The sequence below is a fragment of the Campylobacter rectus genome, assembly GCF_004803795.1.
Taxonomy (GTDB): Bacteria; Campylobacterota; Campylobacteria; order Campylobacterales; family Campylobacteraceae; genus Campylobacter_A; species Campylobacter_A rectus.
Genome location: NZ_CP012543.1, coordinates 2,331,987 through 2,345,311, shown reverse-complemented (window position 1 = coordinate 2,345,311; position 13,325 = coordinate 2,331,987). Strand labels below are relative to the sequence as shown.

Here is a 13,325-nt window from a genome sequence, read left to right as displayed (position 1 = left end):
GACTCCTTGAGTTTAAAATTTATATGCGAAATCAGCTCTGCCGCCGGTTTCGTTTTTTTTACCGAAAACATGTGTTACGCTAAAATTTAGCTGAGTAGCTTGCGAAGGCGTATATCTCAAGCCAAGCTCGCCGCCGGCGGAGTAGCCTTTTGGATTAAAACTAAGTCCGTCTTCGTCTTGCAAAGCTCTAATTTGCGTATTTGAGTTGAATTTATACTCAAATTTGACCTTCGCGTAAGGCGAAATTTTTTAGCCGTTGTAAATTAATTTTGAGTAAATTTTGGTGATATTGGTTTTTGTATCGTCAAATTTAATAATCCTGCCGCCGATATCGGTTTCGTCGCTTCCGGTGTAGAAAAACGCGTAAGATACGCAGTTATCCATACTAAAATCTCCGAGATTCAGCTTTTTGCCTACGCCTAAATTTGCGCCGTAATACGTCGCCTGCGTATCATACCCGCTAAATTCGCTTTTGGTTTTACCGACTCGTAGCAAGGTATCTACGTAAAAATCGTTTTGTAGATTAAATCTGGCAAAGACGCCGCCGCCGTAGTTTTTTACTTTGCCGTCGAAATTGTGGTTGTCGAATTTTGCATATCCGTGCTCGGCAAATAGGCCAAATACTTTTTCGTCTATCTTCGTGGCTAAACCGGCGGCTACGGCGAAACCTTTTAGGTCGGTATCGCTTTTGTCGTAGTTTGCTTTAAAGCCGTTTATGCCGGCAAAGCTCATTATGAGCCTTTCGCGCTCGCCTATACCCAAATCCGGCGCTCCGGCGTCGCTTCTAAAGTCCAGTTTATCGGCGTAGGCCAGTCTGGCGTAGCTATCTTTCATAGCAAATAAATTCGCGTTTTCAAGGCGGTTTAGATCAACCTCGACGCTGCCGATAGCGTCGCTAGCCACGTCGTTCATCTTGCCGTTTAGGTTCGTCGGAGCGGCTGCGCTTTTCAGCAGTCTTTTGCCTTTAGAGCCGGGCGATTTTTCTTTGAGAGTCGCGCTCAAGGTCGTATCGCCGGTCTTTTTTATTTCAAATTTATAATCGTTTAAAGTGCCGGAAGCGGTTTCGTATTTTATCTCGTCGTCGGCTAAAATTTTACCCGATGCGCCCGTTTTTTTGATCAAATTTACCGTTTCGTTGATATTGAGCTTTGGAGCCCGTCCGTCTATCGTGACCTTAAATTTCGCGCCTTTTAAGTCGGTGTCTTCGTTTGAGCTTAACGAAATGATATCGCTTCCGGCTTTCGTATCTTGAGGTAGGTAGAAGTTGTAGGTCTCGAAATTTTTGACGTTTCCCGCTGTTATGTCGTTAGAATAAACATTGAGGGTATTGCCGCTTATGTGCATTTGGCTTTCGGCTTTGCCGCCTACTATGTCGCCACCGACTCTTACGCTATTTTTTAAATTTATTATGTTATTTATCGCGCTTCCCGTAAAACCTTCGTTGTATCCGCCATAAACACTACCGCCGATATTTGCGTCGCTTAACGTTATTTTATTCGCGTCGGCGTTACCCGTTCCGTAACCCGTATGGCCGCCGTAAACGTCCTTTCTAACCGCCGAGTTAAAGATGCCTACCTCGTTTTTGTCGGCGCTATTTGTTAGCGATTTGCCTCCGTAGACGATGCCTGCTTGCGATTTATTTGCGCCGTCCGACCTTAGCGCGACTTTGTTTAAATTTGCATTACCGCCTCCGGTTTCGCCGCCGTAAATTTCTGCCGCCTCAGAGCCTATAAGCGTTACTTCGTTTTGATTAACTTCGCTTGGAGCAGCGCCAAAAGAGCTTCTGCCTACGCTTCGCCCTCCGTAAATATTTGCTTGCACGATAGAGCGATTTTTACCGTCGGACATAACGGCGACTTTGTTTAAATTTGCGTTGCCGTAGCTGGCCCTTCCGCCATAAACGCCGCTATCTTCTTCAAAGCTCGGTTCTACATCCGAGCCTATTATGGTTACTTCGTTTTGATTTACGTTGCCTTTCGTGCCGTTTACGCTCTTGCCGCCGAATACGCCTCTTGAGAGCGATTTGATTTTACCGTCGGACATTACGGCGACTTTGTTTGAGGTTATGTCTCCGCCTTGCGACTCGCCGCCGTAGACCCAAAAAGCGTTTGAGCCGATGACGGTTACTTCGTTGTTATGCGCTCCGTTTTTGCTAAACCAGGTCCTGCCGCCGTGCGCGACTCTAACCTCCGAAGCGGTTTGCCCGTTTGATTTGATAACGACTTTGTTTGAATTCGCCTTTGCGATCCTTGAGCTTCCGCCGAGGACGGCATCGATTTTTGAGGCTGTTATATTTACTTTATTATTTTGGGCCGCGCCTTTATACGAGTGTCCGCCGCGAGCTTCTACATTCGTTCCATTTACGGAATCCGACAAATTTAACGTATTTTGCGAGACGTTTGAGCTATACGCGCCCGCGGCCAAAATTCGCGGTTTTATTTTAACGCTTAAAAAATCCAAATTTTTTACATTTAGCGCATAACCGCTCAAATCTTTATCTTTATTTAAATTTTCGTCGCTCAGAGCCGCTATCACACTTCCTGAAAAGTCATTTTGCTTGACTGTATTTTTGGTCAAATTTATCTTTTTTTGAGTGCCGGTAAAATAATAATATTTTTGAGCGGTGGTGCCGTTTTCTATGTTTGAGTTTATCGTAGCGAAATCGGCCGCAAAATTTGAAACGGCGAGTAAAATAGCCGTTGCCGCAACCGAACTTAGCTTCGTAAATCCGTTTGTTTGCGTCTTATACTCGTGTCTATATGCGGATTTTAAATTTTGTGTATTTCTCATAATATATCCTTGAGAAAGAGGTTAAAATATAAAAACATAATAATAAATTAATGTTTAATGTAAGCTTAAGGGATTAGTAAAATTTAATATGAAATATAAATTCTTATATTGTGTCAGACATCTAAATTTTAAGAAATTATCGATAGATAATATATATTTTTATACTTTAAGCTTGAAAATAGTTTTGCAGATTTTTAAAGCGATTTAGACCGAATAAATCGCTTGATTCGGTCTAAATTTACGCATTATCGCGGTATCAATAAAACGAACTGACCTTGCCCGTCAAATTTACCATGATATTTTTCATCTGAGTGTAGTGCTCAAGGATGATTTTGTGCGTTTCGCGGCCGATACCCGAGCTCTTGTAGCCGCCAAAAGGGCTGCCCGCCGGGATCTGGTTGTAGCAGTTTATCCACACGCGGCCCGTCTCCATCGCGCGAGCGGTGCGGATAGCGCGAGTGATGTCCTGCGTGAAAACGCCGCCGCCTAGGCCGTATTCGCTGTCGTTTACCATCTTGATGAGCTCGTCCTCGTTTTTAAATTTGATCACGACGCCTACCGGGCCGAAAATTTCCTCTCTGGCTACGCGCATATCGTTGCTCACGTCCACTAGCAGCGTCGGCTCGACGAAGCTACCTCCTGCGGCCGCGAGTTTGCCTCCGACGGCGATTTTGGCGCCTTCTTTGACGCCGATATTGATGTACTCGATGATCTTGGCGGCCTGTTTGGCGTTGATCTGAGAGCCCATCTGCGTCTTTGGATCCAGAGGATCGCCGACTTTTAGATTTTTAAATTTCTCCACCGCCGCGGCGATAAATTTGTCGTAAATTTTCTCCTCGACAAATATCCTACTGCCCGCGCAGCAAACTTGTCCTTGGTTAAACAAAATGCCCATCTGAACGCCGTCTAGAGCCAAGTCAAAGTCTGCGTCGGCGTAGATGATGTTGGCCGATTTGCCGCCTAGCTCGAGCGTTGCGGGGATGATTTTTTCAGCCGCCGAAATAGCGATCTCGCGTCCGATCTCGGTCGAGCCGGTAAATGCGATCTTATCGATGCCGCCGTGTTTTTGTAAAAACTCGCCCGCGCCGCTGCCTTTGCCTGTTATCACGTTTACGACGCCTTTTGGCAGCACGTCTTTGATGAGGCGCATTAGCTCGAGCACGCTCAGACTCGTTTCAGACGACGGCTTTAGCACGCTCGTGTCGCCGGCTGCGATGACCGGAGCTAGCTTCCACGCCGCCATCAAAAACGGGAAATTCCACGGCACGATCTGCGCTACGACGCCGATAGGCTCGCGCAGGATGAGCGAGAGGTGCTTTTCTTCGAGCACGTTCGCGCTGCCTTCTTCGCCCTGGATCACGCCCGCAAAATACCTAAAATGCTCCGCCGCATACGGCACATCCACGTTTAGCGTCTCGCGGATAGGCTTGCCGTTGTCCATCGTCTCGACCGCGGCCAAAAAGTCTTTGTTTGCATCGATTATGTCGGCGATCTTGAGCAAAATTCTGCTTCGCTCGCTCACCGTGCTACGGCGAAACGTCTTAAACGCTTCGCGAGCGGCCTTGACCGCGGCGTCCACGTCCTCTTTGCTCGCGTCCGCGATCGCGGCTAGCTTTTTGCCGGTGGCGGGATCAAAGGTATCTAGCGTCTTGCCGCCGCTTGCGAGGACGAATTCGCCGTTTATAAAAAGGCCGTATTTTTCTTGCAACTTAACCATTTTTTCTCCTTGAAAGATTATTTTATAACTGAAAATATTACATCCGCAGTGTAAATATTTTGATAATTAGAAAATAATCGTTATCAAAAATTTGAGCTGGAATTTGACGGGATTTTAGGTTAAATTTTATGGGAAAATTTTAAATTTTACCTGCCGAGACGCGCATTCCAAAAGCGCAAATTTGCTTCTCAAACTTGCGACGCTTTGCGTCAGCAAAGCTATGTCGCCACCCTTAAACTTCGCTTCGCTCGTTACTAGACGGCAACAAGTTGCCCCTACGAAGAAAAGCGTCGTAGGGGGTGGGGAGCGACTTCGCCATTCAAGCCCCCACCCCCTTTACAATAAAGCAAAAACAACCCTTGAGCGGTTGTTTTTGCGCAAAGAAACTCAAAAACTTAACTAAGCTAAATTTAGCTTTTTGCGGTGCGGGTCTCGGTGCGTAAAATTTGAAACCGAAATTTGCAAATTTGACTTCAAATTTGAGCGCAAAACGATAAGACGCCGTATTTTTTCTTTTTACTTCGTGCAAGCGCTCGTAACGCTCTGCTTGCAGTAGCGAACGCAGTGAAGCTAAAGTAGAGCGCCCTTTTCCTTTGCTTCGGCTTTGCCTCGCAACTGCAAAGCAGACCCGCCCCCGTCTGCTTACAGTTGCAAGCTTTGCGAGGCAGAAACCCCACCTACCCCACTGCACGTGAGAGGTGGCGACATAGCTTTGCTGACGCAAAGCGTCGCGAGTTTTTAGTTAAATTTGAGTGTAACAAATTTACATTTTCAAGATGCGGGTCTCGGTGCGTAAAATTTGAAACCGAAATTTGCAAATTTGACCCTTAAATTTGAACGTAAAAAATCAAGGCGAAGTATCGTGAGATGGATTTAAGGGTTGCGAAGAAATTTTCGATCGAGGATAGAACATATAGTTCATCGAGAGAGAAAATTTCTAGCTCCGTTAAAGACGCTCGCGAGACAAACCGCAATCACTTCACAAGATCGGCCAACACCTTTGCCGCATGCTCTTTTGCCTTCACGCTTTTGTACACCTTTGCGATCTTGCCGTCTTTGCCGATCACAAAGGTCGAGCGTGCGATGCCCAGATACTCTTTGCCGTAGTTTTTCTTCACCTGCCAGACGCCGTAGAGTTTGGCGACTTCGTGCGCGGGATCGCTTAGTAGGATGTGCTTTAGGTTCTGTTTTTGCGCAAAGCCGGCGTGCGACTTGACGCTATCGGGACTAATGCCCAAGATCACGGTATCTTTGGCTATAAAATCGTCGTAAAGCGCGCTAAATTCGCACGCTTCGGTCGTGCAGCCCGGGGTGTTGTCCTTTGGGTAAAAGTACAGCACGACGTTTTTTCCGACGAAGTCTTTTAGGCTGACGCTTACGCCGTCGCTGTTTTCCAGGCTAAACTCGGGCGCCGTATCGCCCGCTGCCAGAGTGATTTTTCGCTCCAAATCTTCTTTAGAAAATTCGCTCATTTTTGCTCCTTTCTAAGCTCCTCAAGCGTCTTGCCGCCCGATCCTATCGAGCTTGCGTCGTATGTCTCGATATAAATTTGCACTCGCTCTCGACTTTTGCCCAGCACGCGCACCATAGTATCGGTCATCTCCTCGACCAGCTTTTGCTTTTGCTCTTTCGTCGGCTCCGGGCCTGCCATTTTTACGTTTATGAAAGGCATTTTTTCTCCTTAAATTTGATAAATTCGGGCTAATTATATCAAAATTTAGCCCGTGCTTCGCCGCTCGCACTAGCTCATTAAAATTTTAGCGGAGGCTTTAAATTTAATATTTAAGCAAAAATTTATACTCGTATGATTATTATGTGATTCGGTAGTAGTAAAATTAGTTAAATTTACCCAAAAGGAGCGAATATGCATAAGAATTTTTTCGGTTCTATCGTTTTGGCTGCGGCCTTAGCAGGCGGCGCGTTTATAGCGGTGCCGCAGACGGCGAGCGCTGCGGTGCTAGCGCATCACGTGAAGGTGCAGGGCGAGCTTGGCTCGGTGTTTATCAACCCATACGACGTGGCGCCTCTGACCGCCGTCATCGATCGCGCGGGCAAGGACATCAAGGATGTCCACGTGCGGGTGCTGGGTAAACCAAATGGCGGCATCGACATCGCCTATAACGTCTCCGAGCATGCGCTGCTAAACCACGACGGCGTGCCGATCTGGGGGCTGTATCCGGACTATCTAAACGAGGTCGAGGTAAGCTACGTTTTTAACGGCGAAAAGAAGGTCGAAAAGTATAAAATTTACGCTCAGCCGATCGTGACGTATAGCCGAGATTATAGATTTAGCCACATGCAAAAGATGAAGGTTAAAAAGGTCGATCCTGCGTTTAAAAACAGGCTCTATCTCATCAACAACACCATCACGAGCGTCCATAAACCGCTTGATTGGAAAAACGGGGGTGCCGCTAGCTGGAACGACTTCACCGAAAATTTCGTCGTCGATACGCAAGGCGAGGTCAGATGGTATCTAGATTATCAGAAATTTTACGACCGCAGCGAGCGTAGAGTGATGGACGGCGGCATGATGATGGGTTTTCATCAGCTGCCAAACGGCGATCTGAGCTGGGGTATGGCGCAGCGATATATGCGCTACGATATGATGGGCAAGGAGGTGTATAATCGCGAGCTGCCGCGCGGCTACATCGACCTTAGCCACGAGGTGATGCCGCTTAAAGGCGATCATTTGCTACTTCGCGTGGGTAAATACAACTATCACCACGCAGACGGCAGGCTCTCGCACACGATCAGGGATCACATCATCGAAGTGGACGGCAGCGGCAAGGTCGTGGACGAGTGGGACCTGAATGAAATTTTCGGCAAAAACGTTTACCGCAGCAGCCTCATCAAGGCTCTTGACGCCCGCGCCGTATGCCTAAATATCGATATGGACGCCAAAGAGATCAAAATCAGCGACGATCTGCCTTTCGGCGACGTGACCTCGACCGGCACGGGACGCAACTGGGCGCACGTAAACTCGATCTCGCACGATCCTAGCGACGACGGCATCATCCTCTCGCTCCGCCACCAAGGCATAGTTAAGATCGGCCGCGACAAAAAGGTGAAATGGATCCTCGCATCGCCTGAGGGCTGGAGCGCGGACTTTAAAGAAAAAGTACTAGTGCCCGTGGATAAAAACGGCAACAAAATCAAATGCGAAAACTCAAAATGCGAGGGCGACTTCGACTGGTCGTGGACGCAGCACACCGCGTGGCTCACTCCGCGCTACGATAACAAGGGCCCCGTAAAGCACATCAGCGTATTTGACAACGGCGACGGCCGCGGCATGGAGCAGCCTGCGCTAAAAGAGGAAAAATACTCTCGCGCGGTCGAGTATAAGATCGACGAGAAAAAGGGCACCGTCGAGCAGACGTGGGAGTTTGGCAAGGAGCGCGGATTTGACTTTTACAGCGCGGTTACGAGCGTCGTGGAGTGGCAAAAGGATAAAAGCACGTATTTCATGTCAAGCTCGAACGTCTATCTGCTAAAGCCAGATAAAACGATCAAAATGGTGCTCGTGGAGATCGATCCGAAAACAAACGACATTAAATTTGAAATGGACGTGGAGTCGGCGTCTAGAGACGACGTAGCTTACCGCGCGCTGGTGATCGATCCGAATATCTTTAACTATTAAATTTGACCTTTTCCGGTTTGGTTTTTCTAGCCGCCGTCAAAATCGGGCGCGCGGCTGGATTTAGAATTTCGCGGCGGATTAAATTTGCCTACTTGTCGCGGATCGGATTTATGTTTTGCCGTCACAGGCCGAATTTTGCCTACTGCATTTTACCTACCGCCGTCAAGTCCGGCGTGCGGCCTTATTAAATTTATCGGCTCGCAGCGGGTAGCTTGATGCGCTTTGCCGTCGTTTGATGCGGAACGAACCAAGCCTGCGCTTCGCCGCCTTGCGGTTTTGATGCTTTACGATACGGCGAGCTTAAATTTACCGCGATCGCCGCGGTTAAATTTAGAATTTACGCGGCAGGTTGGATTCGGTTTTGAAATTTAGCCCGACGCTTTGCTTGATTTAACTCGCCTAGTGAAATTTTACCTGTGTGCGGCGGATTTAGTTTGCGCTATTTACCGCTGTGAGCTATTTTTGTCACCTGAAATCTCGGGTTTGGCGGCTCATTTTTGAAAAAACTATGGAAACCAAATATGTTTATCGCGATGCCGTCTTGCCGAAAGCCGCATTGCAGGGCAAAACGTTTAATCTAATTGCGGCGCTTTGCGTGCGTTACCCGCAGGGCAAGCAGGTGCGGCTTGATTTTGAGGTTTGCTCGCCGAGTTCGGCATTTGCCGCCGGTTATAAGAGTATGAAGCTATTTACGCCAAAAACGGCGATGACGACGGAGTGCGTATAGACGGCCTAGATTATCATCCATAGCGACAAAGGCGACTCGTTTATCGTGCGTTTGTATTGCGACAAGTCGGTCGCGCTGCATTTTAAGTGTTCCGCTCGGCGCGAAATGGGATATTAAGAGGTGCGGCAGGCTAAATTTTGCTTGTTTTCCGTGCGGTTGGACCTACGGCGGTCGCGCGACGGTAAATTTTACTTTTATCCGTTTCGCTAAATTTGTGCTTTGACGGCTCACGCAAGGCGGATCGAATTTTGTTTTTGATTTTAACGGTAAGTCGGGATTTTGTTTATTAACTTGTCGTTCAAGCCGGATTTGTCCGCTTAAATTTGACGCTTTGGATCGCCGAAATTTAAGCCCGCCATTTTTGTTTAAATTTTATTTGCTTATCTGCTAAAATTTTATCTATCGATTTTAAAAATCACACTCGAATTCTTTTTAAATTATAATTTTATATAAATCTTTATCGGCTATATTAGGTGATTGGAATAAAATTTAATTAATCTAAATATAATGTAGTATATTTTATAATACAGATTAACCAAATTTTAATAAGGAGTAAGCAATGAGACATTTAAAGTTTAACGCAAAGCTTGCGTTAGCCTGTTTTATGTTTATGCTCGGCGCCGCCTTTGCCTCCGCGGACTTCCCCGCGCCGAAAAAGGCCTGTCTCGCCTGTCACGAGGGCATTGAGCCCTTTACCGCGCACGATACCCAGATGGCGCAGCAAATTTACGCACTGGGCGCTAGCGTGGGCGATCCTAACGGCTGCGTCGTATGTCACGGCGGCAACCCCAAAGAGCTAAAAAACGCGGCCAAAGCCCATAGCGGCGCGCCGAAGGGAAATTTGCTCGATTTTTTCACTCCGGCTGCGGGCGGTCTTAGCGTGATAGATAAGACCTGCGGCGCCTGTCACGCCGAGCAGACTTCTAGTATCGCAAAGTCTATGATGAGCACGGATGCGGGCAAGATCAAGGTCATAACCTACGGCTGGGGGCTTGATAACGAGGACTTCAAGCATCGCTACGCCAACCACCACACCATAGACAAGGACGGATTTGAGCCTATCTACGGCAGCGAAATTTATAAATCCTACATAAAAGAGCTCGCCGCGCAGCACAAGGATCAATTTCCAAGCGAGCTAAAAAGCATTCCTAAGACGAATTTCGCCGCGCTAAACAACAAGCCCGAGGAGGCGGTGTATGACTATCTGCGAAACTGCAACGCCTGTCACTTGATGTCCAAGGGCAAGCAGCAGCGCGGTCACTACAGAGGGCTCGGCTGCTCGGCGTGCCACGTGCCTTACGGCGTAGAGGGCTTCTACGAGGGCGGCGATAAAGCGATCGATAAAACCAAACCCGGACATATGCTAGTTCACTCTATGCAGGGCACGAGAAATTCCAAAGTAAAGGTCAATGACGGCGAATACAGCGGTATTCAAATTTCTACCTGCAACGCCTGCCACTCTTCAGGCAGACGCGTGAGCTTGCAGTATCAGGGCTTATTTCCCGTCGATCGCGGCGGAGCGTATATACCGTTTGACGATCACGGCAAGCTTCAGCAGCCTAACGCGACTTATCTTTATAAGCACATCAAAGAGGACGTGCACTATAAGGCGGGTATGCTCTGTCAAGATTGCCACACGAGCCCCGATATGCACGGTAACGGCAACATCGGCACGGTGGCTCTGGGCGACGTGGAGGTGGAGTGTCAGGACTGCCACGGCACGCCTAACAAGTATCCGTGGGAGCTAAAACTAGGCGTGGGCGACGAACTTTTAAATGCGGCCGATACGAAGGATGCAAATTTAAAAGAAATGCTGCTAAAAGATACGCCTAGAGGACTCGCGCAAGAGCCAATGGGCGTCACGCAAAATTACGCGACTAATTACGATAAAAAGGACGGCTACTTGGTGAGCGCGCGCGGAAATGCATTCGGCAACGTCGTAAAAGACGGCGATAAAGTGATCCTGCACTCCGCAAGCGGCAAAGATCTTGAGGTGCCTATCTTAAAAGATATCGAGAAAAAGGGCGCTTGGAAAAATCAGCAAGGCCGCCTCGCGATGGTCGGAGCCGCAAAGCACCTAGAAACGATGGAGTGCTACGCGTGCCACGCTACGTGGGCGTCTTCATACTACGGATATGATTACAGCATCGATTTTAGCAACGGCCAAAAGATGATCGACTGGGTAGCTTCCGCCGGAAAGATCGGTAAAAACGGCACGCCGGCGGATTTTGACGGCAAGAGCTTCATAATGCAAAAGGGCGGCTCGGCGGGCGATTATTCGCATGCGCGGTTTGAGGAGCCGATTTTGGGCATTAACGGCGAAGGGCGCGTAACTCCGCTTGTCGGCGTCATCCAAACGGTAGGCACCGTCATTGACGAAAAGGGCAAGGTGCTGCTGCTTAACAACGTCGCCAAACGAAAGGACGGCATGCTCACGATCGATATGCAGCCGCTCAATCCTCACACGAGCACGAGGGAGGTCAGAGAGTGCAACGAATGCCACCAAAACACCAAAACGATGGGATTTGGCATAAGGATGGGCGAATTTGACGCTACGCCGGGAGAGCCTAAATTTATGGGCATAAAAGACGCCAACGGCACTATGCTAAGCAAGCACTACAACGTGCAGATTAACGCCATCAAAAACCTTCACACGGGCGATTTTATGCAAATTTTAGACAAAGACGGCAAGCAAAAGATGAGAGTGGATTCGCATTTTGAAAAATCAAGTCCGCTCAGCAAAGAGCAGATCGAATCGCTCAAAAAGGATAACTACCTCGAGCAAGCGCAGCAAAATCTCAAAAAGTTAGACGCTAAATAATGCAAAAGCGGTTCGTTCGCGAACCGCTTTAATCTCAAATTTACCCTTTATTTTATACAATCTTTAAAATTTACCGAAAAGGAATTTGATGAAAGCAGTCGTTAAATTTATACGAATTTTAGCCGCCGTCTGCCTGCTCGGCCTCGGCGCGAACGCGTTAGAGGAAGGCACGGACTATCAGACGCTGCAAAAGCCGCTGAACGTGCCGAAAAACAGCGTCGCGAAGGTCTTTAGCTACGAGTGCGTCCACTGCTACAAATTTGACCGAACCGTCACACCAAAGCTCTTTAGCGAGCTGGACGGGGTCAAATTTATCCCTTATCACCTAAAAACCAAGGGCACGCTGGGCGAAACGGCGAGCAAAATTTTTGCCGCGATGATCGTTTTAGACGAGGCTAGCGACGTTAGTTTGCTAAGCGACAAGTCGAAATTTAAAAAGGCCAAATTTGCGATCTACAAGGCCACTCACGACAAGGGCGACGATTTTAACGGCGGCAAAGATAAGGCTAAGTTTATCAAAGAGGCTCTTGGCGCGGCCGGCGTGAGTGATGCGGACTACGACAAGGCTCTAGCCTCTACGCGTGCGCAAGAGATCCTAAAAACATGGGACGAGAGCTACGACGTAGCCAAGATCCAAGGCGTGCCGGCGTTTGTCGTCGGCGGTAAGTATCTGCTAAACGTGCAGGCACTTGGCTCAGTGGGTGCTATGACCGAAGCGATCAAAGAATTGTTGGTGAAATAATGGACTACAATATCGAAAATAAGGGCTTTGTCTGCTTTGTGTATAATTTGCAGCGAAGGCGGGCGTTTTGGGCGGCGTTGCTCGCGGTTTTGGCGGTTAAATTTATCTTGTGCGAGCTGTTTTCGGGCGGCGCAGTAGCTGACGCGCTCGTAGTGAAGCTGCGCTTTGCGACGCTGTTTGCGGCGTTTGGCGTGTGCGTAGCGATGTGCGCGCCTAAGGTGTTCGGCGTCAAGCTCGCGGGATTTTTTCTGATTTTTTTGGGCGTGATATTCGGGCTTGATTACTCTACGAGCGATTTTAGCGGCGTTAGCGAGATTAGCTTTCCTTTTGCGCTACCGCTAAATGAAATTTACCCGAGCCTTTTTGCGCCTGATTTTAGCGCGACAAACGAGGCTGGATTTATCAAAATTTACGCATGGGCGAATTTTGCGTTTTTTGCGGTGTTTGGGGCGTTTTGTCTGGTTATGATTTTAAGCTGGTTTGTGTATAACGCCCGCAGCAGCGAAATCAATAAAATTTAGATTTTGGATTCCCCGCGCTTGACGGATTTCAAAAGTAGTTTTTGGCTAGGATACTCGGGTCACGGACGACTAGTCCGCTCCCGTCGTATCCGCCAAAAACTATTTAAACTACATACAATCCGTCTGGAATATTTATCTCATAGCTTACTAAATTTACAAATTTAACTACATCAAATTTAAAAACTCGCGACGCTTTGCGCTAGCAAAACAGTGTCGCCGCCAAAGAAGCGTCGTAGGCGATAGGGATTGTTTAAAAGGACTCTTTTTGACTTCGTTCGATACCGATGCTTCGCTCTGCCAAAGAAGCTTGCAAGCAAGAAGGGGCAGTTACGCTCGCCTTGTACTTAGCTGCACTGCATTTGTTGCTATT

General features: G+C 48.1%; 10 protein-coding genes. 5 read left to right on the top strand and 5 right to left on the bottom strand.

Annotated features, from left to right (window positions below):
• Positions 1 to 12: 12 nt before the first annotated feature.
• From CRECT_RS11275 to CRECT_RS11255, 5 genes are all read right to left on the bottom strand, one after another.
• Positions 13 to 183 (bottom strand): hypothetical protein, encoded by a 171-nt coding sequence (locus CRECT_RS11275; protein ID WP_171992750.1) that lies wholly within the window; start codon positions 181 to 183, stop codon positions 13 to 15.
• A 66-nt stretch (positions 184 to 249) separates the two neighbouring features.
• Positions 250 to 2,790: an autotransporter domain-containing protein gene (locus CRECT_RS11270; RefSeq protein ID WP_171992749.1), complete on the bottom strand. Its 2,541-nt coding sequence runs from the start codon at positions 2,788 to 2,790 to the stop codon at positions 250 to 252.
• 256 nt (positions 2,791 to 3,046) lie between these two features.
• Positions 3,047 to 4,507, bottom strand: a complete 1,461-nt coding sequence (locus tag CRECT_RS11265) for an aldehyde dehydrogenase family protein (RefSeq protein WP_002946166.1) — start codon at positions 4,505 to 4,507, stop codon at positions 3,047 to 3,049.
• A 974-nt stretch (positions 4,508 to 5,481) separates the two neighbouring features.
• Positions 5,482 to 5,979: a thioredoxin-dependent thiol peroxidase gene (gene bcp, locus CRECT_RS11260; protein WP_002945905.1), complete on the bottom strand. Its 498-nt coding sequence runs from the start codon at positions 5,977 to 5,979 to the stop codon at positions 5,482 to 5,484.
• On the bottom strand, positions 5,976 to 6,179 hold the full coding sequence (locus CRECT_RS11255; RefSeq protein WP_002945890.1) for a tautomerase family protein: 204 nt from the start codon (positions 6,177 to 6,179) through the stop codon (positions 5,976 to 5,978). The genes bcp and CRECT_RS11255 overlap by 4 nt, the downstream gene beginning before the upstream one ends.
• Positions 6,180 to 6,371: 192 nt before the next feature.
• Between CRECT_RS11255 and CRECT_RS11250 the strand changes: the two genes are divergently transcribed.
• The 5 genes from CRECT_RS11250 (at position 6,372) to CRECT_RS11230 (ending at position 12,955) form a co-directional block, all read left to right on the top strand.
• Positions 6,372 to 8,144 (top strand): aryl-sulfate sulfotransferase, encoded by a 1,773-nt coding sequence (locus CRECT_RS11250; protein WP_002945891.1) that lies wholly within the window; start codon positions 6,372 to 6,374, stop codon positions 8,142 to 8,144.
• A 508-nt stretch (positions 8,145 to 8,652) separates the two neighbouring features.
• The gene (locus tag CRECT_RS11245; protein ID WP_002945913.1) at positions 8,653 to 8,871 is read left to right on the top strand and encodes a hypothetical protein; all 219 of its coding nucleotides are present in this window, start codon (positions 8,653 to 8,655) and stop codon (positions 8,869 to 8,871) included.
• Between the two features lie 559 nt (positions 8,872 to 9,430).
• On the top strand, positions 9,431 to 11,692 hold the full coding sequence (locus tag CRECT_RS11240) for a cytochrome c3 family protein (RefSeq protein ID WP_002945909.1): 2,262 nt from the start codon (positions 9,431 to 9,433) through the stop codon (positions 11,690 to 11,692).
• Positions 11,693 to 11,780: 88 nt separating this feature from the next.
• The gene (locus tag CRECT_RS11235) at positions 11,781 to 12,434 is read left to right on the top strand and encodes a thiol:disulfide interchange protein DsbA/DsbL (RefSeq protein WP_002945897.1); all 654 of its coding nucleotides are present in this window, start codon (positions 11,781 to 11,783) and stop codon (positions 12,432 to 12,434) included.
• Positions 12,434 to 12,955, top strand: a complete 522-nt coding sequence (locus CRECT_RS11230) for a disulfide oxidoreductase (protein WP_002945903.1) — start codon at positions 12,434 to 12,436, stop codon at positions 12,953 to 12,955. Before CRECT_RS11235 ends, CRECT_RS11230 begins: the two co-directional genes overlap by 1 nt.
• Positions 12,956 to 13,325: the final 370 nt, after the last annotated feature.